This window comes from Mesobacillus subterraneus, assembly GCF_020524355.2.
GTDB classification, from domain to species: Bacteria; Bacillota; Bacilli; order Bacillales; family Cytobacillaceae; genus Mesobacillus; species Mesobacillus subterraneus_C.
Window position 1 is genome coordinate 1,538,130 of sequence record NZ_CP129019.1, and the last position, 22,672, is coordinate 1,560,801.

18 protein-coding genes, 2 pseudogenes and 2 other annotated features are annotated in these 22,672 nt (G+C 41.0%); of the genes and pseudogenes, 16 read left to right on the top strand and 4 right to left on the bottom strand.

Annotated features, from left to right (window positions below; all coding sequences use genetic code 11):
- The first annotated feature begins 10 nt into the window (after positions 1–10).
- Positions 11–781 carry an alpha/beta fold hydrolase gene (locus LC048_RS07860; RefSeq protein WP_306049909.1) on the top strand — a complete coding sequence of 257 codons (771 nt, stop codon included), beginning with the start codon at positions 11–13 and terminating at the stop codon, positions 779–781.
- 32 nt (positions 782–813) lie between these two features.
- Here the strand turns inward: LC048_RS07860 and LC048_RS07865 are convergent, their stop codons facing one another.
- Positions 814–2,088 carry an MFS transporter gene (locus LC048_RS07865; RefSeq protein WP_306049912.1) on the bottom strand — a complete coding sequence of 425 codons (1,275 nt, stop codon included), beginning with the start codon at positions 2,086–2,088 and terminating at the stop codon, positions 814–816.
- 161 nt (positions 2,089–2,249) lie between these two features.
- Between LC048_RS07865 and LC048_RS07870 the strand changes: the two genes are divergently transcribed.
- The 8 genes and pseudogenes from LC048_RS07870 (at position 2,250) to trpA (ending at position 10,106) form a co-directional block, all read left to right on the top strand.
- A complete protein-coding gene (locus LC048_RS07870; RefSeq protein WP_264188505.1) occupies positions 2,250–2,891 on the top strand; it encodes an MOSC domain-containing protein in 642 nt (213 codons plus the stop codon).
- 61 nt (positions 2,892–2,952) lie between these two features.
- Positions 2,953–3,199: a binding site (T-box leader), on the top strand.
- A 60-nt stretch (positions 3,200–3,259) separates the two neighbouring features.
- Positions 3,260–3,514, top strand: a binding site (T-box leader).
- Positions 3,515–3,731: 217 nt separating this feature from the next.
- On the top strand, positions 3,732–5,129 hold the full coding sequence (trpE, locus tag LC048_RS07875) for an anthranilate synthase component I (RefSeq protein WP_306049914.1): 1,398 nt from the start codon (positions 3,732–3,734) through the stop codon (positions 5,127–5,129).
- On the top strand, positions 5,110–5,712 hold the full coding sequence (locus LC048_RS07880) for an anthranilate synthase component II (RefSeq protein WP_226604690.1): 603 nt from the start codon (positions 5,110–5,112) through the stop codon (positions 5,710–5,712). The genes trpE and LC048_RS07880 overlap by 20 nt, the downstream gene beginning before the upstream one ends.
- Positions 5,696–6,722: pseudogene (trpD, locus tag LC048_RS07885) on the top strand (anthranilate phosphoribosyltransferase). Before LC048_RS07880 ends, trpD begins: the two are co-directional and overlap by 17 nt.
- A gap of 1 nt (position 6,723) precedes the next feature.
- Positions 6,724–7,518, top strand: a complete 795-nt coding sequence (trpC, locus tag LC048_RS07890) for an indole-3-glycerol phosphate synthase TrpC (protein WP_226604685.1) — start codon at positions 6,724–6,726, stop codon at positions 7,516–7,518.
- Positions 7,508–8,146: a phosphoribosylanthranilate isomerase gene (locus LC048_RS07895; protein WP_306049917.1), complete on the top strand. Its 639-nt coding sequence runs from the start codon at positions 7,508–7,510 to the stop codon at positions 8,144–8,146. Before trpC ends, LC048_RS07895 begins: the two co-directional genes overlap by 11 nt.
- Positions 8,127–9,332 (top strand): tryptophan synthase subunit beta, encoded by a 1,206-nt coding sequence (trpB, locus tag LC048_RS07900; RefSeq protein WP_226604671.1) that lies wholly within the window; start codon positions 8,127–8,129, stop codon positions 9,330–9,332. The genes LC048_RS07895 and trpB overlap by 20 nt, the downstream gene beginning before the upstream one ends.
- 3 nt (positions 9,333–9,335) lie before the next feature.
- Positions 9,336–10,106: a tryptophan synthase subunit alpha gene (gene trpA, locus LC048_RS07905; protein ID WP_306050480.1), complete on the top strand. Its 771-nt coding sequence runs from the start codon at positions 9,336–9,338 to the stop codon at positions 10,104–10,106.
- 302 nt (positions 10,107–10,408) lie between these two features.
- On the opposite strand, the gene LC048_RS07910 is transcribed toward trpA, so the two are convergent.
- A complete protein-coding gene (locus tag LC048_RS07910) occupies positions 10,409–10,795 on the bottom strand; it encodes an SAM-dependent methyltransferase (protein WP_306049919.1) in 387 nt (128 codons plus the stop codon).
- A 403-nt stretch (positions 10,796–11,198) separates the two neighbouring features.
- Between LC048_RS07910 and LC048_RS07915 the strand changes: the two genes are divergently transcribed.
- The 5 genes and pseudogenes from LC048_RS07915 (at position 11,199) to odhB (ending at position 17,817) form a co-directional block, all read left to right on the top strand.
- On the top strand, positions 11,199–11,777 hold the full coding sequence (locus tag LC048_RS07915) for a hypothetical protein (RefSeq protein ID WP_306049920.1): 579 nt from the start codon (positions 11,199–11,201) through the stop codon (positions 11,775–11,777).
- Positions 11,778–11,920: 143 nt separating this feature from the next.
- Entirely contained in the window at positions 11,921–12,979 is a 1,059-nt protein-coding gene (gene mnmH, locus LC048_RS07920) for a tRNA 2-selenouridine(34) synthase MnmH (RefSeq protein ID WP_226604664.1), read from the top strand.
- Positions 12,980–13,176: 197 nt separating this feature from the next.
- Positions 13,177–13,413, top strand: a complete 237-nt coding sequence (locus tag LC048_RS07925; RefSeq protein WP_226604661.1) for a hypothetical protein — start codon at positions 13,177–13,179, stop codon at positions 13,411–13,413.
- Between the two features lie 270 nt (positions 13,414–13,683).
- Positions 13,684–16,524 (top strand): annotated as a pseudogene (sucA, locus tag LC048_RS07930) (2-oxoglutarate dehydrogenase E1 component).
- Positions 16,525–17,817 carry a 2-oxoglutarate dehydrogenase complex dihydrolipoyllysine-residue succinyltransferase gene (gene odhB, locus LC048_RS07935; RefSeq protein ID WP_226604655.1) on the top strand — a complete coding sequence of 431 codons (1,293 nt, stop codon included), beginning with the start codon at positions 16,525–16,527 and terminating at the stop codon, positions 17,815–17,817.
- Between the two features lie 1,182 nt (positions 17,818–18,999).
- Here the strand turns inward: odhB and LC048_RS07940 are convergent.
- Together LC048_RS07940 and sda are read right to left on the bottom strand one after the other, a co-directional pair.
- A complete protein-coding gene (locus LC048_RS07940; protein ID WP_226604623.1) occupies positions 19,000–19,908 on the bottom strand; it encodes a nuclease-related domain-containing protein in 909 nt (302 codons plus the stop codon).
- Between the two features lie 226 nt (positions 19,909–20,134).
- Positions 20,135–20,269, bottom strand: a complete 135-nt coding sequence (sda, locus tag LC048_RS07945; RefSeq protein ID WP_023627756.1) for a sporulation histidine kinase inhibitor Sda — start codon at positions 20,267–20,269, stop codon at positions 20,135–20,137.
- 328 nt (positions 20,270–20,597) lie between these two features.
- Here sda and LC048_RS07950 point away from each other — a divergent pair, with 328 nt between their 5' ends.
- Together LC048_RS07950 and LC048_RS07955 are read left to right on the top strand one after the other, a co-directional pair.
- Entirely contained in the window at positions 20,598–21,731 is a 1,134-nt protein-coding gene (locus LC048_RS07950; RefSeq protein WP_226604620.1) for an MBL fold metallo-hydrolase, read from the top strand.
- 309 nt (positions 21,732–22,040) lie between these two features.
- Positions 22,041–22,610, top strand: coding sequence for a pyridine nucleotide-disulfide oxidoreductase (locus LC048_RS07955; protein WP_226604618.1), 570 nt, complete (start codon positions 22,041–22,043; stop codon positions 22,608–22,610).
- Positions 22,611–22,672: the final 62 nt, after the last annotated feature.

Below are 22,672 nucleotides of genomic sequence, written 5' to 3' on the forward strand. Positions count from 1 at the left end.
TGAATGGCGGATGCCTATTTGCAATTTAGTGTATGGCGATCTTTTTTACGAAGAGATCGGGCAAGGAAGCCCAATTATCTTCCTACACCCACCTGGGATGGGAAGGAAGGTGTTTCGATACCAAAGGCCACTGAGCCAACGATATAGACTAATCCTTCCCGACTTAAGTGGCTATGGTGAGTCAACAGCTGTACTAGAAAGAGTTACAATCCGAAAGTATGCTGAAGAAGTCTTGAAACTGGTCGATTCTATTGGGGTGGAAAAGGTCACGCTGTGCGGCTATTCCTCCGGAGGCTGCATCGCACAGGAGTTTGCCCTGACTTACCCGGAAAGAACTAAAACACTCATCCTTTCTGGTGGCTTTGCTGAGGTACAGTCATCTGCATTGAAATATGAGCATTTGATGGGAATGTATTTCGTGAAAAATTCCTCTAAAACCCTGGCGAAGGTGATTGCAACAGCACATACATTCGATAAGAATTACAGAACTGAACTCATTGAACATATGCTGAAAACGAATTTGAATACATGGTTCGACTTTTATCACGAATCATTGAATTACTCTTGCAGTGAGAGACTGAAAAACTTAACTGTACCATTGCTGCTGGTTTACGGTTCAAGAGACTTCATCAATCAGCATATAAGGGTTTATGAAAGAGAGTTGGGACATTTTCAAAAAGCCATTATTCAGAAAGTCTCACATCAGGTTCCTGTTAAAAAGTGTAAGGAATTCAACGCTGAAATTGTGAATTTTTTAGAAATGCGAACAGAAGGGCGTTGAAAAACGCATTGTTGGATTTTACAATGCGTTTTTCACGCCTCTTTTTTATCAGGTTTGATGGCAAGGAATGTTGCAAGAGCGGCTGCTATGCTTAATACTGTCAGGATAATGAACATTAGTTTATTGGAATTTTTCATCATTAGTGCAATGACAGGTGACCCTGCAGCTACTCCGATAAATCTCATTGAGCTGTATATGGAAGTAATGGTCCCTCGCTCTTCTTTCTCAATACTTTCAGTAATCAATGCATCCAGTGGAGGCAAGCTTGCTCCAATGCCAATTCCCGCAACAAGGAACATTGAGATCAGAAACCATAACTCACTTGAAAAACTTAGAAGAGCCACAGCAATTCCAAGTAATACTAGGCTGGAGAATGTAATCCACTTCATAAGCACCATATTTTGCTTTATTATTTTCCCTGTAATAAATGATGAAAGGCATAGCGCTCCTAATGGAAGGGCAAGAAATAGTCCTTTTTTCAGATCCTTTATTCCATATTGATTCTCCAGAATATCAGACAGGTAAAATAAAACTCCAAACAATACGAACATGACTATCGCACCAATTAAAAAGATTGCATAGAGCCAACGCCCATTTTCAGTGAAAATCAATCTTATTTTTTTTATAAAATCCTCGAAGGGCAATGGATCTTGTTTTTTTTCCGGACTTTTTACCAGGAAGAGCATCATGATTATTGACAAGGCACAGAAAACGGGTATTGAAAAGAACGGGATAAACCAGATGATTCCCGCAAGGAATGAACCTAATACTGGGCTGAGAACCTTTCCGAGTGTGTTTGCAGTTTCAATCTCTCCTAGCGCTCCGCTTACTTCATCATCATTTTTGAACATATCTCCAACTAATGGCAATACGATTGGAAAAGCACCAGCTGCTCCCACGCCCTGCAAGGCTCTTCCGACTAACACAAGCCAGTACCCATCGTTCATCTGCCATGAGGCCCACCCTGATATAGTCCCCCCAATTCCTGTGATGATCAGACTTGGTATAATGACTTTCTTTCGACCAACATGATCAGATAAATACCCTGCTAACGGAATTAAAAATATCGCTACTATTGAATAAACGGTGATGATCAGGCTCGATTGAAAGGCGGAAATACCCATCTTTTTTTCCATTACAGGCAAAACCGGAATCAGCATCGAATTTCCAAGAGTCATCACAAGTGGAATGGATGCGATCGAGACAATTGCCCATTTCTGATTTGTGGCATCATCCTTTTTGGAATCCTTTTCTTTTTTATGTGAAGCTCCGCCCGCTTTAGGAAACAAGTTTTCAATATTATCCATGATCGTAACCTGCCTTTTTTCATACTGTTTTTAGTGTGGACTTATACAACAGAAAAAACAGATGTATTTTTATGGGAATGATATCACTCTAAAAATCCATATGGAGTTTTTAGAGTGGAAAGGATAAAATAATTGGAAAAGGCTTGAAGGTTGGTGAAATCATGGCACAAATATTATACCTGCATGTGGGAAAGCCGGAGCTTAAGAACTGGGACGGAAAAGAAGAACTATCAGCAATTGGTAAAAACAGAGTGACAAAAGCGGTACTAACGAAAGAATCCTTTCACGGAGATGGTGTGGCAGCTACAGAATTTCATGGAGGACCTGACAGAGCTGTTTGCTTTTACCCTGCTGAGCATTATTTAAAATGGTCAGCTGAATTTGGAAGGCAAATAGCACCTCCAACCTTTGGCGAAAATATTTCAGCCCCAGGAATGTTGGAAGCCGATGTTTATATAGGTGATACATACGAGCTTGGGGAATCTGTTATCCAGGTGACACAGGGAAGGATTCCGTGTTCAAAGATTTCGAAGAATAACCAAATTGACAGGCTGTTGAATAGGGTAATTGAGACTGGTTATACGGGCTATTTTTTTCGTGTTCTTCAAGAGGGAATCGTCTATGAAGACTCTGAAATTATTTTTTTGGAGAGAAAACAAAGTGAATTTTCAGTTTTGAGAGCTAATGAAATTTACTTTCACCAGAGGAAGGACTATAAGGCAATTGAAGATCTCTTAGGAATCGAGGAACTCGCAGACGACTGGAAGAAAAATCTCGAAAAACTTTTAATGCAGAAAAATTAAAAATATTTATTTTTTTGTTTGACAATTGTGAATCACCGCTTTATTATAATGATTAATATAATATTGAGCGATGACGAAGAGTAGTAACTGGCTCAGGTACTTTCAGAGAGCTGATGGTTGGTGGGAATCAGTGTAAATGTACCAGCGAATGGACTTCCGAGCTTCCAAACTGAACCCTTAGGAAGTAGGCTTTGGCGAAATGACCTTATCGTTATAAAAGGCAGGCATTAAGCATTCAATGCTCGATGCTGTTAAGTGAGCTGTTTTACAGCTAATTAAGGTGGCACCACGGGTCTCTCGTCCTTATTTTAATTAATAAGGATGGGTGGCCCTTTTTGTTTGTCTCGGTAAATCTATAATATTATTATGTAAACTCGATGAGCAAGAAGAGTAAGCAGGATTTTTCTGTTACAGAGAGCCGGGAATGGTGTGAACCGGTACAGATAAACTTGCCGAATGGCCTTGCGAGAGGCAGCCTGAAATGATAGTAGGGATGCCCGGGATTCCGCCGTTAAAAGGATAGGGTATAACGAAGCGTTTTTTAGTTTCCTGTACCTGAAAAGAGGGAGTCTCAAGGCTCCAATATGAGGTGGCACCGCGGTCCAATCGTAATCGTCCTCTATACAGCACAATTTTTGTGCATGTATAGGGGGACTTTTTTATTGAAAAGAAAGTATAAAATTTTTGTACTTAGATTAGTGTCCAGCTCCAGCGCCTAGCCCCTCGAGTCGCTTCGGTCCTGCAGCTGAAGTCAAAGAACGACTTCACTGTCAGGCCCTCCAGCGCTTGTCGGGGCTGACCAAGGCCATGCGCTTTTCTATTTTCTTAAGGAGGATTTATATGAAGTTAGAATCAACAGGAATTTTCACTGAAGAAATTGAAGGGGATACATTAACCCCAATTTCTGTATACCAGAGGGTGACTGGAAAGAAAAAATTCCTTCTGGAAAGCTCCCATAAACATAATGACTCAGGTCGATTTTCTTTTATTGGCTGTGATCCGGTATTCGAAATATTAAATGAAAAGAGTGAAACATACCTCTTGCGAGAAGGAACGAAAGTTCGTATCAATGAGTCTTTCGCGACAGCAGTTAAACGAATGCTCCCTAAAATACCTCCGCAATTTGATATCCCATTTATCGGTGGCGGTGTCGGCTATGTGAGCTATGATTTCATTCGTGAGTTCGAAGAGATTGGGCTACTTAAAGAAGATTCTCTTGATATGCCGGAAGCACATTTGATGTTCTTCAATGAAGTCATTGTATTTGATCATCTAAAACAGAAAATTAATCTGATAGGGATATCCTTTCCCGACTATTCTGATGAAGATCTCATAAAGAAAATCAACAGGCGCAAAGCTGAGTTAAATTCAACAGTCAATATGGAGAAGGCAGAGACCTTTGCAATAAATGAATTTACTTCTTCACAGAGCAGGGAGGAATTTGAAAAATCAGTTCGGATAGCAAAGAGCCTGATTGAAGAGGGAGAAATTTTTCAGGTGGTTCTATCCAGAAGGTTATCAGGGGAAGCAAAAGGGGATCCATTTTCTTTTTACCGAAGATTGCGCGTGAACAATCCATCACCATATATGTATTATTTGGACTTTGAAAGTTATGTGGTTACCGGTTCATCACCCGAGAGCCTTGTAAAATTTCAAGACGGTACCATCACTGCGAATCCGATTGCCGGAACGAGACCTAGGGGGAAATCAGCCGATGAAGACATTTTGTTTGAAAGGGAATTAAGGCAGGATGAAAAGGAATTGGCCGAACATAAAATGCTAGTTGATCTCTCAAGGAATGATTTAGGCAGGATATGTGAAATTGGCAGTGTGATGGTCAACAAATTCCTTGAGGTAGAGAGATACCAGTTCGTTATGCATCTAGTTTCTGAAGTGAGCGGAAAGCTGTTGCCAAATGAGCATCCAATTGACGGACTGGCGGCGTGCATTCCTGCTGGGACTGTATCAGGCGCGCCAAAAATTCGAGCGATGCAAATTATTAACGAGCTGGAAGCTGAAAAAAGAGGGGTCTATTCAGGAGCGGTTGGATATTTTTCAGCCAGTGGAAGCATGGATTTTGCGTTGGCGATACGAACACTGGTTGTGAAGGATGGCCAAGGGTATCTTCAAGCAGGCGCTGGAATTGTATATGATTCAGATCCAGCAAAAGAGTTTGATGAAACGAACCATAAATTAAAAGCATTATTGGAGGCCGCTAATGATACTTCTGATCGATAATTATGATTCATTCACTTATAACCTTTACCAATACTTGAGTGAGCTGGGAGCCGAAGTGTTAACGGTGCGCAACGATAAAGTAACCGTTGAAGAAATATTGGCAATGGAACCAGAGGGTATCGTCCTTTCACCCGGTCCTGGAAGGCCTGAACATGCGGGGATATGTATAGAAGTTGTTAAACAGCTGGCTCCATCCATCCCTATACTTGGCATTTGTCTTGGCCACCAGGCGATTGGCCAGGCATTTGGCAGCAGGATTATCAGAGCGAAAAATATAAGACATGGCAAAGAGTCACCGTTACATCATACCGGAAAATCACTTATGAGTGATCTGGAAGATAATCCAGAAGTCATGAGGTATCACTCTTTGGTAATTGACCGTAAAACTTTTAGTAAAGATTTTGACGTCCTCGCTGAGTCGGCTGATGACAAAGAAATCATGGCGATAAAGCATAAAATCTATCAGCTATACGGTCTTCAATTCCATCCGGAATCAATTGGAACGGTATGTGGAAAGCAGATATTATTAAATTTTTTGGCTGAAATCAGAAGGGAGACTTTAGCTTATGAAACACTATCTTGAAAAGATTATTGAAGGTAAATCACTTATGGAATATGAAATGGAAGAAGCTGTGCAGGAGATTTTCAAACAGGATACCACTGACAGCGAGATTGCGTCATTTTTAACAGGTCTTAAATCAAAAGGAGAAACGTCCGAGGAAGTGTCTGGATTGGTAAAGGCAATCAGGAAACATGCACTGAATTTTACAAAGAAAATACCGAATGTTCTGGATAATTGCGGAACAGGAGGAGATGGATCAAAAAGTTTCAACATCAGCACAACTTCAGCATTTGTTATAGCCGGTGCCGGAATCACCGTTGCTAAGCATGGCAACAGAAGCGTCTCGAGTAAAACTGGAAGCGCAGATGTTCTCGAGGCAATCGGAATCAGCCTTGATTTCTCCCCGGAAGCCACGGAAGAAATCCTGGAACAGAATGGGATTGCGTTTCTTTTTGCTCCCCACGTCCATCCAAAACTAAAACAAATCATGAAAGTAAGAAGGGACTTGAGAATCCCGACGATCTTTAATTTAATTGGCCCTCTGACGAATCCTGTCCAGTTGGATTTTCAGCTGCTTGGGATTTACCGTAGGGATTTACTTGAAAAGTTTGCTCATGTGCTTGCGAACCTGAACAGGAAGCGGGCGATTGTTATTAATGGAGCAGGTGGAATGGATGAGGCTTTCCCTTTCAGGTGAAAACGAAATGGTGTTTGTATCCGACGGTGAAATCAAACCTATGAAACTTCAGCCAAATGAAGTTAATTTACCAGAGTATGATAATGCCAGTATACGCGGCGGTGATGCGAAGGAAAATGCGGAGATCTTGATGCAGGTTCTTAGAGGTAAGAAGGGGGCACACCGTGATACCGTACTTCTGAACGCTGGCATTGGAATTTATACTGCAGGTCATGCCAATTCAATTCTTCAGGGAGTAGCGGATGCGGCAGAAAGTATTGATTCTGGCCGTGCACTTGGAAAATTGGAGAATTTGATTGATATCAGCAAACGAAGCAAAAAGGCGGTGGGCTAAAATGGGTACGATTCTAGATTCAATAATTGAAAGAAAGAAAACAGAAGTGGAAGATTTAAAGAAAGCAGCAGAGGTCTTTCCTGAGTTTTCTATTAAAACTCGCTCGTTAATTAAAGCATTAAGGGAAGCAGAAAATATTGCAATCATTTCGGAGTTCAAAAGAGCATCACCTTCAAAAGGAGACATCAACATCAACTTGAATCCTGGCCAACAAGCAAAGCTCTATGCAGAGGCGGGCGCAACGGCTATATCCGTATTAACTGACAAAAAGGGGTTTAAGGGTTCCTTTGCCGATCTGAGAAAAGTAAGAGAGGAAGTAGACCTGCCGATTCTGTGCAAGGATTTTATGATAGATAAAATCCAAATAGACAAGGCACGTTCTGCCGGGGCAGATGTTATCTTGCTAATTGCAGCAGTTCTATCTGTCGAAAAAATGGCGGAACTATATAACTATGCAGCTGCTATAGGTCTCGAATGCCTCGTTGAAATTCATGATCAAGCAGATCTTGAAAAGGCACTAGAAATTAAGGCTGCTTTAATCGGTGTCAATAATCGTAATTTGAAATCATTCGAGGTCAATCTTGAAAATACCGAAAAGCTTGGTCCCCTTGTAAAAAAGGCAGGTGCTTTACTGATCAGCGAAAGCGGTATGAAAACAAGGGAGGACATTGCTAGAGCTGCATCTTCAGGTGCAAGCGGAGTATTAATTGGAGAAACTTTCATGACTTCATCAGATATTAAAAATACTTTCGCACAGTTCTCTATTCCAATCGTGGGGGATTTTCATGAAGGTTAAAATTTGTGGAATTAAAACGGAGAGAGCAGCCTGCCATGCTGTTGAAAATGGTGCAAATGCTCTAGGATTTGTCTTTGCAGAAAGTAAAAGGCAAATAACAGCTTTACAGGCAAAGAAGATCATTGAGGAGCTGCCGGATTACGTCTGGAAGGTAGGAGTCTTTGTGAACGAAGATGCTTCAATGGTAAAAGAAATCGCTGAAAAGGCTGGTCTGACACATATACAGCTTCATGGAGATGAAAATCCGGATGACTTCAAATCGATCGTCCTTCCGCTAATTAAATCTCAATCGGTTAGATTGCATGAGGATTTAATAGAAGTAGGAAAAATCGAAGCTGACTATATCCTCCTTGACAGTCCGCCAGGAAAATACCGGGGCGGAAATGGTTCGTGCTTTGATTGGGAACAAGCAAACCATTACGGACACTTGAAATCAAATGTCATTTTAGCGGGTGGTCTGGATCCTGAAAATGTCAGCTTGGCTATAGCAAAAGTAAAACCCTTCATGGTTGATGTAAGCAGCGGAGTTGAAACCAATGGTGAAAAGGATTTACAGAAAATAAAAGAATTTATCAATAATGCGAAAAAATCGGGGGAGGAAGAGAAGAATGAGCGCAAGTATTTATAATATGCCAGACGAAAAAGGGCATTTTGGGAATTACGGAGGAAGGTTTGTACCAGAAACACTGATGCATGCTGTTCTAGAATTGGAAAAGGAATACAACAGAGCTTTGACAGATGAGGGGTTTCATAGTGAATTACAAAAATTAATGAAAGATTACGTTGGGAGAGAAACGCCATTATACCTAGCTGGAAACCTCTCTGAGCATGCCGGCGGAGCAAAAATCTATCTAAAGCGGGAGGACCTCAACCATACCGGGGCTCATAAAATAAACAATACAGTCGGGCAGGCCTTACTGGCAGTCAGAATGGGCAAGCGAAAGATTGTTGCTGAGACAGGAGCGGGTCAGCACGGAGTTGCAACAGCAACTGTCTGTGCCTTGCTGAATCTCGAATGTGTCATCTTCATGGGCAAAGAGGATATCAGGCGACAGCAACTAAATGTTTTCAGGATGGAACTCCTCGGAGCGAAAGTAATAAGTGTAGACTCAGGCAGCGGGACATTGAAGGATGCGGTTAATGAAGCTCTTCGCTACTGGGTGACAAATGTGCGAGATACTCACTATATTCTTGGATCTGTTATGGGTCCGCACCCGTTCCCGAAAATGGTCCGTGATTTTCAAAGTGTCATCGGTAAAGAAACGAAACAGCAATTTTTCGAAAAAGAAGGGAAGCTTCCTGATGCACTAGTTGCTTGTATTGGAGGCGGCAGCAATTCAATTGGCTTATTCCATCCGTTCATTGAAGATAAAAGCGTGTCAATCTATGGTGTTGAAGCTGCTGGTCTCGGCCTTGCAACTGACAAACATGCCGCATCACTGTCTAAAGGGAAACCAGGTGTCCTTCATGGTGCGATGATGTACCTGCTTCAGGATGAGGACGGTCAAATTCAGGAAGCACACTCAATTTCAGCTGGTCTGGATTACCCGGGCATTGGCCCTGAACACAGCTATCTGCATGATATTAATAGAATCACATATGAATCGGTGACGGATGATGAAGCACTTCAAGCATTTCAACTGCTATCAAAATTAGAGGGAATCATTCCTGCCCTGGAAAGTGCACATGCCATTGCTTTCGCAGTCAAGCTAGCCGCTGGGATGAGTAAAGGTGAGAACATTGTTATATGCTTATCAGGCCGTGGGGATAAAGATGTACAGACAATCAAGGACAGAATAGGAGGACTGGAATGATGGATAGAATCCAAAAGGCTCTTACTGAAAAAGGAAAAAAAAGCTTTTGTTCCATATATAATGGCTGGAGATGGCGGGCTCGAAACGCTTAAAGATAAACTGTTGTTTTTACAGGAAAGCGGCGCGGACGCCGTAGAAATCGGTATCCCATTTTCTGACCCTGTTGCCGATGGACCTACCATCCAGGAAGCTGGTATCCGGGCTCATAGCAGCGGAACTACGTTGAGAAAGGTGCTGGAGAATGTTGAAACCTTCAAAACTGAAATCTCAATCCCTCTTATTCTGATGACCTATTTGAACCCGCTCGTTGCATATGGGTTCGAAAAGTTTTCCGAGGATGCTGCAAACGCTGGTATATCAGGCTGCATTATCCCCGACCTACCGCTTGAAGAGGAAGATTTGATTCTTCCGGAGCTCGAGCAGAAGGGAATCTCTTTAATCAGGCTAGTGACGCTCACAACACCGATTGGGCGTATAAAGGAAATCGGCTCCAGGGCAAGAGGATTCATTTACGCTGTTACAGTAACTGGAATAACGGGTGCAAGAAACAATTTCAGCGAGGACCTTGCTGCTTTTCTAAGTTCAGTTAAAGGTTCCAGCAAAGTCCCGGTGCTGGCGGGCTTCGGAGTCTCAAACGCAGAACAAGTAAGAGAAGTATGCAAGCATTGCGATGGGGTCATAGTGGGGAGTAAAATTATTGATTTATTTGAACAAGGTGATTTGAATGGGATAAAACAGCTCGTGAACACTGTGGAAGGAGTTAGTTTAACTTAATGGTGATGAAAAAGTAGAATCCAGAAGAAAAACGACTAAGTGTTTACAAAAAAAAGGAAAAGAAATAGCCACTGCTTATTGCAGCGGCTATTTCTTTTCAGCAGATACACATACTGTTAAAACGGGCCTTACCTCGAGATAGGATACCTCAGGGTTTTTGAATCCGGTATTAAGTAAGTCATTTTTCATTCGTTCCCCCAACTGTCTTGCTGTCTGAGCAGTCGATCCTTCTTCACGCGGCTGGACAGTAAGGACAATCCTGCCACCTGGCTTCAGCAAGCGGAGCAGGTGACTTAAGGAAGTCAGTGGCTGGTCCCAGAGGGGGGGTAATTATTTACTGAAATGATTTTATTGTAATGGTGTCCGGGTTGAAAGTTGGCTACATCTCCTATAGTCAAATGTACTTTCCCTTGTTCTACCCACTCTTTATTCCTTTTTGTCGCATCGTTCTTCATTTTTTCTGAAAGGTCTATTCCATCCACTTCTATTCCACGGTAATTTGACATTAATGTCATAATGCCATATCCGGGCCCGAAGCCAATCTCTAAAATACGGTCGTTTTTAAGGACTTTAAGTTTTTGTATGCTCCACCTGTTAATTTTCCTATTCTCAAAATACATGATCATCCCTGCGAGCTTTCCAAGCATACCTCTTGGCTTCTCGAACTGCTTGGCCATTGAATCTATCATATTCAGTCACTCCTGATTTATTTAACCGGAATTTTTCTGGTCAATTCCTTTATACCAGTTTTCGCCTAATTTTAAACTTCACAGCCCTTTGATCCCCCATGAAATCAGTTATTTTTTTTGTGTCGTGGCGATCAACAGGAAATGATTGTTTGTAATATAGACAGTCTATTCTGAAAATTATTTCTCGGGAAAGCGCAGAAAAAGACAAGAACCTACATAAGATGATGATTGTTTTGAAAAAAATGACCGGATTTGTCACATGCAAAAATGATATTTTTATTAAAAGCGTGCGATTTGTTACAGTACAATTGAAGGTTTGTTGTATATACTTTATTTAAAGTTTTCAGTGGTTGAAATTAAAAATGACGATAAATTTAGTTATTAATAAAGGAAGTTGAACGAGATGAAGATGTACGAAGCGATTCTCGATATTCTAGAGAAAAAGGGAAATGTATCGATTCCAGTGATTTGCCAGGAAATGAGTGAACAAGATCATAGCATGGTTAGTGATCGGGAGGATCTAGTTGAGCCTTCCTTTATACAAACGCTTGTTAGCAGCAATAATGAATTATTCCTGATCAAGGATGATACCGTTTCGATAAGGACTGAAAAAGAACCAGTTTCGATGACGGTTGTATTGTATGGATACCCTGGACCAGAAATGAGGGTCAGAATCGATTTTAAAAGGAATACCTTTACCTATTTTGAATGGCATCTTGACTCTAAAGCTTCAGGGCCGCTTATCATCGGAACGTTTGGCAGCGTCGAGGAGTTTAAAAAGAAATTGTATTCTTTGAAATTATGGGAATGGGAAGAAGATTATCAAACAGATGGTATTGTAGTAGACGGCACCAGTTGGTCAGTAAAATTAAAAACAAAAGGAACAACTTATGAAAGCAGAGGCCTGGATTCGTTTCCCAAACAGTGGAAAGAATTTTGCAAGGCAGTCAGTTTACTAGTTGGCAAAGAGTTTTCATGTTAGCCGCAGACCTTCTGCGGTTTTTTTTCTATTCAAAATACGAAAGGATTGTTTGATTTAAGGTTATAATGGTGAAAACTCTGCTTGTTTTAGGTACAATAAATAAATGTAGTTTCAAACATGCGACCATGGAGGTCAATCGAGAAATGAAGGACATATCAGTACAAGAATTAATCAACTCAAAAGAATTTATACCAGTCGATGTCAGGGCGCCAATCGAGCATCGTGATTCGGCAATACCTGGATCAGTCAATATACCATTATTCACAGATGAGGAAAGACAAGAGATAGGGACGCTTTATAAGCAATCTGGTGAAGAAGCTGCCAAATGGCGGGCAATGGAAATTGTTTCTCCAAAGCTTCCGCACTTGCTTGGTGAAATAAGGGACCTCAAGAAGTCAGGTGCTGAACCTGTGGTTCATTGTTGGAGAGGCGGTATGAGGAGCAGGTCTGTAGCATCATTCCTTGAGTACGCAGGAATTCCTGCATTGCGCTTAGAAGGCGGTTATCGGGCATACAGGGAATATATTTTAGAAAGAATTCCTCAACTTTTGCCCGAAAAAGCCATCGTTCTGCATGGAATGACTGGAACTGGAAAAACAGAAATCTTGCAGGCTCTTCAGAAAAAGGGATATCCTGTGGTTGATCTTGAAAAAATGGCAAACCATAGAGGATCCATTTTTGGCATGATTGGCATGGGAGAGGCGCATAACCAAAAAACATTTGATGCTTTGTTATTTGAAAGGCTGAATGAAATAAAAAGCACTAACTACTTTATCATCGAAGCGGAGAGCAAAAGAATTGGGCGTGCTGCTCAGCCGGAAGAAATGCTCGAGAAAAAGGTGAACGGAATTCATTACCTGGTGAAAAGCTCAATACCTAAGAGAGTTGAAAGGATATACAATGAATATGTCCAACCTTTTCTGGGAGAAGCCTGGTTTGAAGAGGAAGTCAGGGAGAAGGTATCGAAACTAATTAAGAGAGTTAATCATGATGTTTCACCATCGCTTGCATTTGCCCTGGAAGAAAAAAACTATAAAGAATTAATCGAGATTTTACTCGTTCATTATTATGATCCGCGATATAAACATGCCCTCCAGGAATATGAGGGACCCTTTAAAGAAATCGATTCTGACGACCCAGATGTGGTAGAGATTATTGCAATAGAATTACAAAAGACATTTTCTGATTCATCAGTGGTTTAAATTGATTAAAATAAGGTAATTAAAGAAGGAAAGCAGTTCAATGCTTTCCTTTTTCTATTTGCACTCAGCCTGGAAACTATCACTTTGTGATAAAAATTGTATAAATGACACAGCTTTAATTATGATTTTTGTCACGTAAAATTTCTGAATTTTTGATATATAATGAAGTGAGAACTTTGTAAACAGGAGGATGAAATATGCGCGAATCGAAAAATTGCCACCACCGTTTTTCAATGCATGAGGAGAATGTGGGATTTACCACGAATGATGGTGTAGACATTTTCACAGCTGGAGCAAGATTTCAAAAGTGCATCACATGCGGGCATATTGAATTGCCTGTAGAACATAGTGAAATGATAGAGCCAAGTCAGATTGAAAAAAGAAATAATCTTTTTGCACCGAAAAATATGTATGCTAATTTGATGAGTTTATAGATTATAAGCAACGAATTCAAAAACCGGTTAAACCGGTTTTTTTGTTGTGCTTTTAACAGTAATGGTTTTCTGAAATAATAAAAGAAAGTGATTAAATAACACTATCGTGATAGTCAAAACCTTTGGTTAAAAGAAAATATCATGTTAAAATATTAATGTAAACGGTTGAAATCTGAATACTATCATTATTCTTTGAAATCACAGTTAAAAATGAACACGACAGGGTAACAAATAATTAATGAATATTAGAATTGGCAAGGGGGTTTTTTTGTGAAAAAGCCAGTTTCAGGAGACAGGATAATATGACCAGGGTTTCATGGACCTAACCAGGGGTATGTCGATGAATTGTATGAGATGTTCCTAAAAGATCCTGATTCCGTTGATGCTGATATAAGGGAATATTTTGAACTGAATGCTAATCTTCAAGGTTCATCTTCAAATGAAAGTAATCCAGTCATTCCTGCAGGTAAGCCGGCAGGATCTCCGGCAAAAATCGCAGCTGCATTAAGGTATGCTGATTATATCCGTTCTTACGGCCACTTGTCTGCAAATATTTATCCATTGCAATTTGGCAGCAAGGATCCGCAGCTTGAGGATTATGAGAAATGGGGATTGACTGAAGCTGATCTGATGGATATGCCAGTGGAGCTCGTATGCCCAAATGCTCCTGCTACAATTAAAAATGGCATTGATGCTTTTAAATTTCTTCAAAAGGTGTACTCTGATACGATTGCGTACGAATTTGAACATGTAAATGAAATGGCTGAAAAGGAGTGGCTAAGACAGAAGGTTGAGTCTGGCGCACTGATTCCTAAAATTGAAAATGAAAGAAAAACTAGTTTATTAGAACGCCTTACAGAGGTCGAGAATTTCGAAAAGTATTTGCACCGGACTTTTGTTGGACAGAAGAGGTTTTCAATCGAAGGCCTTGATTCAATGATTCCGCTTCTTGATGAGGTCATCAGTGGTGCAGTCAATAAGGGTGTTGAAACAATCAATATTGGTATGGCCCATAGGGGAAGGCTGAATGTCCTGGCCCATGTTTTAGGTAAACCATATGAAATGATCTTTGCTGAGTTCCAGCATGCTCCAAACAAAGAACTTGTTCCATCAGAAGGTTCAATTGGAATTAATTTCGGCTGGACTGGCGATGTTAAATACCACCTTGGCCTTGACCGGAAAATTAAATCGGATAACACAGCAAGCGCTAGATTGACACTGGCCAATAACCCTAGCCACTTAGAGTTTGCAGGTGCAGTGGTTGAGGGCTTTACCCGCGCTGCGCAGGATGACAGGAATGAACCGGGTTACGCGAAATATGATCCAGTAAAAGCAATGGCTATCCTGATCCATGGTGATGCTGCATTCCCAGGACAGGGCATTGTGGCTGAAACGCTCAACCTAAGCCGTTTGAACGGTTATAAAACTGGTGGAACGATTCATGTTATTGCGAATAACACGATTGGATTCACAACCGAATCAATGGATTCACGATCCACTCGATATGCAAGTGACCTGGCGAAGGGTTACGAAATCCCGATTATCCATGTCAATGCAGATGATCCGGAGGCATGCTTGATGGCAGCCAGGCTGGCATTTGAGTACAGAAGTACTTTCGGGAAGGATTTCTTGATTGACCTAATCGGATACCGCCGTTTCTGCCATAACGAAATGGATGAGCCAATGACGACAAATCCTGAAATGTATGTGCTCGTCCACAAACATCCGACAGTGAAGAAAATCTATGGTGATAAACTAATAGACAAAGGACAAATGTCAGAAGAGACAAGAATCGATATCGAGCAGAGAGTATCAGAAAGGCTGACCAATGCATACGAAAAAGTCCCGAAAAAAGAGAAGGAAGTGACGAACGAACCAGATATCCCGGACGAAGTAGAGATGGGAATCCCACAGATCGAAACAGGTGTTCCAATCGATGCACTGAGAAAAATAAATAGTGATCTGCTGAATTGGACAGAAGGGTTCAATGTTTTTAATAAATTGGAGAAAATCCTTCAGAGAAGGAAAGAGGCCTTTTCTGCTAGCGGTAAAATAGACTGGGGACTGGCGGAAACATTGGCGTTTGCTTCAATAATTAAAGACGGCACACCAATCAGACTTACTGGACAGGATTCGGAGAGAGGAACCTTTGCCCAGAGAAATCTCGTTTTGCATGACAGTGAAACTGGAGACCAATTTTCACCACTCCATGTATTGCCTGATGCAAAAGCATCATTCTCGATTCATAACAGTCCGCTTTCTGAAGCTGCTGTAGTAGGCTTTGAATATGGTTATAATGTGTTCGCTCCAGAAACGTTAGTCCTTTGGGAAGCACAATATGGTGATTTTGCTAATGCTGCACAGGTATTATTCGACCAGTTTGTCGCGGCTGGCAGGGCCAAGTGGGGACAAAAATCAGGTCTAGTCCTGCTTCTGCCTCACGGATATGAGGGCCAGGGTCCAGAGCATTCCTCCGGAAGAGTAGAAAGATTTTTAACACTCGCAGCTGAAAATAACTGGACAGTTGCAAATCTTTCTTCTGCTGCTCAATATTTTCATATTCTCAGACGACAGGCGGCGATTTTAAGACAAGAGGCTGTTCGCCCGCTGGTCTTGATGACACCAAAGAGTCTGTTGAGAAACAATACTGTTGCAGCAGATCCACAACAATTGGCAGAAGGCAGCTTCATGCCAATCATCGAACAGCCAGGACTTGGCTGCCAGCCGGAGAAAGTGGAGAGGGTGGTATTATGCACTGGAAAAGTGAGCATAGATATCGCTGAGAAGATACAGCCTGAAGAGCATGGCTGGCTGCAAGTATTCAGAATTGAGGAAATTTATCCTTTCCCGCTTGATCAATTAAGAGTTATGTTAAGTCGTTATCCTAACCTAAAAGAAATTGTCTGGGTTCAGGAAGAACCAAAGAATATGGGAGCATGGACGTTTGTAGAGCCAAGAATCAACGAAGCAGCGCCGAACGGGCTTGAAGCTTCCTATATTGGCAGAAGAAGACGTTCGAGTCCCGCAGAGGGAGATCCAAATATCCACAAGTTAGAGCAGGCAAGAATAGTAAGAGATGCACTGACAAGGAAAATGGAGGAGGAATTGTAAATGACAGAGATTAAAGTTCCTGAATTGGCCGAATCAATCACCGAGGGAACAATTGCCCAATGGCTGAAGAAAAAGGGTGATCAAGTCGAGAAAGGTGAATATGTCGTCGAACTGGAGACCGATAAAGTTAATGTTGAAATTATCTCTGACTACGATGGAGTTTTAACAGAGCTCCTCGCTGAAGAAGGGGATACAGTAAAGGTTGGGGAAGCAATCGCCATTGTTGGTGAAATGGGGAGCGCAGGAAACGATCAGAATACTGCTGAAGTAGGAAGGGAGGCTGAGTCACCTGATGAACCTGCCAAGCATGAAAAAAGCTCGGCCGATAGACAAAGCACTGATCACAACGCTGATGTTGACCATTCAAGTAACGAGCCGGCGTCGGAGCGCATTATCGCTTCACCTGCAGCAAGAAAGCTGGCAAGGGAAAAGGGCATTGATTTGAGCAAGGTAGCTTCCCAAGATCCGCTTGGCAGAGTAAGGAAGCAGGATGTGGAATCATATTCTCCAGAGCAAAAAAATAACCAAAAGCCAGCTGGTGAAAAGAAAGAAGCTCCAAAAGCGGCTCCTCCTGTAAAAGCGGATGATGACAATCGAGTTGAGCGTATCAAAATGTCACGGAGACGCCAGACAATTGCCAACAGGCTTGTTGAGGTTCAACAGACAGCCGCAATGCTGACTACCTTTAATGAAGTTGATATGACGGCCGTAATGGAACTAAGAAAGAAGTGGAAAGATCGTTTCTATGAGGAGAATGATGTTCGCTTAGGGTTCATGTCATTTTTCACGAAAGCTGTTGTAGCCGCATTAAAGAAGACACCTTATTTGAATGCTGAAATCCAAGGAGACGAAATTGTCCTCAAAAAGTTCTATGACATTGGAGTCGCTGTAGCCGCCGATGAAGGACTTGTTGTACCAGTCATCAGGGATGCGGATAGGAAAAACTTCGCCGAGATTGAAAATGATATCAACGAGCTTGCTGAAAAGGCTCGCACAAATAAACTTTCCCTGAAGGATCTTCAGGGAGGAAGCTTTACGATTACAAATGGTGGAGTATTCGGATCATTGCTATCAACACCAATCATTAATGGTCCGCAAGTAGGGATACTTGGAATGCACACAATCCAGCTGCGCCCCGTTGCGATAGATAAAGAACGAATGGAAAACAGGCCGATGATGTACATCGCCCTGTCCTATGACCATCGGATTGTTGATGGCAAAGAAGCCGTCACCTTCTTAAAGCGTATTAAGGAACTGATGGAAGACCCAGAATCACTGTTGTTACAAGGATAACAATTAGAAGCACTGCCTGGAATTTTATTGGGCAGTGCTTTTTTAGCATTTGAAATCTATGAAAAGCCAAAGCTATCAAGAAAACACAGTTATTATGAAAAGTTAGAGGCTTCAGAGCGCAAAGCTGTCAAGAAAACATGATTATTGTGACAGGTTTCAGGTTGTAGAGCGCAAAGCTGTCAAGAAAACATGATTATTGTGACAGGTTTCAGGTTGTACAGCTTAAAGCTCAAGAAAACATGATTATTGTGACAGGTTTCAGGTTGTACAGCTTAAAGCTGTCAAGAAAACATGATTATTGTGACAGGTTTCAGGTTGTACAGCTTAAAGCTGTCAAGAAAACATGATTATTGTGACAGGTTTCAGGTTGTAGAGCCTAAAGCTGTCAAGAAAACATGATTATTGTGACAGGTTTCAGGTTGTAGAGCGCAAAGCTGTCAAGAAAACATGATTATTGTGACAGGTTTCAGGTTGTAGAGCGCAAAGCTGTCAAGAAAACATGATTATTGTGACAGGTTTCAGGTTGTAGAGCCTAAAGCTGTCAAGAAAACATGATTATTGTGACAGGTTTCAGGTTGTACAGCTTAAAGCTCAAGAAAACATGATTATTGTGACAGGTTTCAGGTTGTAGAGCCTAAAGCTGTCAAGAAAACATGATTATTGTGACAGGTTTCAGGTTGTAGAGCGCAAAGCTGTCAAGAAAACATGATTATTGTGACAGGTTTCAGGTTGTAGAGCGCAAAGCTGTCAAGAAAACATGATTATTGTGACAGGTTTCAGGTTGTAGAGCCTAAAGCTGTCAAGAAAACATGATTATTGTGACAGGTTTCAGGTTGTACAGCTTAAAGCTGTCAAGAAAACATGATTATTGTGACAGGTTTCAGGTTGTACAGCTTAAAGCTGTCAAGAAAACATGATTATTGTGACAGGTTTCAGGCTTCAGAGCGCAGAGCTGTCAAGAAAACGTGATTGTTGTGACAGGTTTCAGGTTGTAGACCGAAAAGCTGTCAAGAAAACATGATTATTGTGACAGGTTTCAGGTTGTACAGCTTAAAGCTGTCAAGAAAACGTGATTGTTGTGACAGGTTTCTGGATTCAGAACCCAAAGCTGTCAATAATTAGCTAATATTCAGTCCAGTCTGTTAATAAACGCCCGCTGATCCAGCCTAAGTCTTAATCAATTCACTCAAAGTAAGCATCCTTGGTCGTTCCGATTGATCTATAGTTCTTTTTCAATACTCTCAAAAAAGTCCTCCTACTAACTTTCCCATTACACCAATCAAAAACGGTTTGTGTGGTGATCTTCTTACCAGGAAACAGCACTTTGATTTCTTCTATATGCCGCACAATCGCCTTATCTATTCTTTCATGGGTACTGCACTTTCCGCAGACGAGGTTGTAATCACCGATTTCGGTGTTCAAAGACCCGCATTCTGCACAATGCATTCCCTTTTCCAGTTTTTCATATTGATATTCAGGCAGAGTAGCGAATGGGTTCTTAACCTGGTGCAGGGAGAGTAGTGTTTGTGCAAGTTTCTTGTGGCTTTCATCCAATTTTGAGGGGGTACTGTTCAACTCTTTTAAGAAGCGATTAATCTGTGTTGGTAGTATGATTGGTTGATCCATTGGGGCATGGTATAGGGTGAACTCAGGATTGTTGAATATGACGGAGGCGCGGACTAGGTGATTTATCTTGAGGTTTTGCAGCAACTGCCGGAAAAGGGTTTCGCTTCGTGTCAATTGAATGATGGGGTTTTTGTATTCACGACTATTGCGGATGGAATATAATTTGTCGTCTTCGAGATAGTAATCGCCTTCGTGATATTTGACATCCATCAGATATACTCCATCCTGGGCAATGATAACTTTATCCAGCTGGAAATATGAATTATTCACTTTAAGCAGGAGATCGTCGATGATATACCTTTCTTCCGCGAGGGTTTCGGTCATCCGGTCGAATAATACTTCTCCAGTAAACCCCTTTTCCATAGTCCAAAGCTGAAACTTTTCCTGCGATGATAACTCCGTTCGTCTGTTTAAATGCCGTAATGCAATTAATTCCATTGATTCAGTGCGTGCTTTTAGTAGCATGGTCCACTTCCTTTCTATAAGCTAATTTTAAGCTAAACTCACAATTAGATATGTGAATTTTTTGTTAACTTTTCACAGGATAATGTGGCAGCATAGCAGTTTCTTTTTTTTTCACAAAATCGGGGAAACACTAATTTATCAAAGGAACAAAAAAACCGCTCAACTGCCATTATGGCAGTAAGCGGCTATGTCACCAGGGTCAATAAGTTATTCTTCGTAAATCTGCTTAACGGTTTTTAAATGGCCTTAATCCTCTTTTTGATATTTCTGTTTTTAACACTTTTGCCCATTCTTTATCACTTTCCGACTTTAATGCATCACGATACGAGACCACCAACTGTTCATTGCTCATAATTTTCATTTGCATTCCTCCTCGGTAAGAATGGATTGAATTTTCAAACTATATTGTATAGTTTCATTCATTGTAAAGGTTTATTAAGGATTTGAAAACCCATTATGAAGAATTTTTATTAGAAATTTTTTCTTGTTTTGGAAGGGGTCTTTAACCTCGAAATGACGAATATTTTAATCTTTTATCAGTGGAACCCTACCCAAACCACCATAGCCACATTATTTAACAAAAAAAGCTTGCATTTTACTTTTGAAAAATATAATATATACCCATAAGGGTATCAGGTGGGGATTTGATACTCAACATATTCATTTTTTACAACGGGAGGAATTATAATATGGGTATGCAAGCTATTACTGCTGAAAAATTAAATGATTGGGTTGTAAACAAAAAAGAGTTCTTCATTTTTGATGTAAGGAATGTAAAGGACTTTGAAGACTGGAAGGTTGAAGGAGAAAATATTGAATACCTCAATATCCCTTACTTCGAATTAATTGATGGTGTAGAAGAAGTTGTTGATCAGCTTCCTAGAGATAAAGACATCGTGGTGATTTGTGCTAAGGAAGGATCTTCTGTTATGGTGGCTGAAATGCTTGCTGAAACAGGATTTAACGTTTCGTACCTATCTGGCGGAATGAAGTCATGGAGCGAATATTTATATCCAGTTGAAGTATACAAAGATGAAAAAATTAAAGTACTTCAGTTTATCCGTGTCGGCAAAGGCTGCCTATCTTATATGGTCTTATCTGAAAACGAAGCACTAGTGGTTGACCCATCTAGATTCACTGACCGTTACACTGCAATTGCTATGAAGGAAAATGTAAAAATCACGCATATTGTGGATTCACATTTGCATGCTGACCACTTGTCCGGAGGCAAACAGCTGGCTGACAACACTGGCGCTAAATATTATTTGATGAAGAGTGAAGGCGCAGTATTTGACTTTGAAGCGTTGGAGCAGCATGATAAAATTGAATTTGAGAATATTACACTTGAAGTGTTAGCTGTTAAAACTCCAGGTCATACCCCGGGAAGTGTTTCTTTCTTTGTGAATAATAAACTTTTATTCTCAGGAGATACTATTTTTGTTAATGGTCTTGGCCGTCCAGATTTAGGCGGAAAAGCTGCTGAATGGGCAAAAGACCTTTATGAAACAGTCTATAGCAAAGTATCCCAAATTGCGGATGATGTTATCGTATTGCCTGGTCACTATGCTGCTTTTAATGACGAAGTAAATGAAGAAGGTTTCATTGGAAGCCAGTTAGGTTTGATCCGTAAGCAAAATAAAATTATGGAAGGCAAGACAGTTGAAGAGTTTGTTGACCATGTAGCACAATCAGCATCCAGCGAAACACCACCAAATTTTGAAGATATTGTTGCGATTAACCGCGGCGTAAAAGAAGTGACTGCAGAAGAAGCGATGGAGCTTGAAATCGGCCCTAACCGCTGCGCAGTTCACCACACTCACTAAAAATAAAAAGAGGAGAGCAATGCTTTCCTCTTTTTATCATTAATAATGTACTCGTAAATGCTTGTGAGGTGAGAATTTGGAAAATAATAAGAAAAACAACCATTGTGCTGGCGGTTCCTGAGGCATCGGACCAAAGCGTACAGGCAGTGAGGGAAAAGGAAAGTTTTCGGGCTTTCCCCCTATATGACCAGCCACGTACGTCTGGCTCCTGGCAGGAGTCATTTATTTGATTTCTAAATTATTTTGATAACAAATTTCCTCCCTTTTTTAGGAAAAGGGAGGTTACTTAATTTATCAGGAGGAGTATAAATGTTTGATGTATTAGTGATTGGAGGCGGGATTTCAGGTGGATCGACAGCAATATACACTTCACAGGGCGAATTGAAAACGGCAGTCATCGACTCAGGGAAATCCCAAATCAAACAGGTTTCAAGACTTTTTAATTATCCGGGTATAAAAGAAATAACCGGTACTGAACTCCTCGAAAATATTAAAGACCAGGCTCTTGCTGCAGGCACTGAATGGAATGAGGGGACAGTGGAAACTGTCAAACAGAATGATAACGGCTTTTCCGTTATTTTGACTGAAGGCAAAGAGTTTGTTTCAAAGCATTTGGTTATAGCCACGAACCTGCAAACTTCGTTGCTCGAAAGTCTTGGATTCGAACTGACAGTAAACGAGAAGGTACCAAGCGGGAAAATTAAAAAGGTATTGGGCATTGACCCCGATGGCACTACTAAACTGCCTAACCTTTATATTACGAGCTTGTTAGCGGGACTTTCTAGTCAATCCGTTATTGCTGCGGGACATGGCGCTTCTATAGGCATATCGATTGTGTCAAAGGAAACCGGAAAAGCTTATATGTGGCATGATAAATAATGTTGAAGCGGGGAATTTTTCCTGCTTTTTTTTATTTTTAGGAAAAAGGAAGGAATACATTC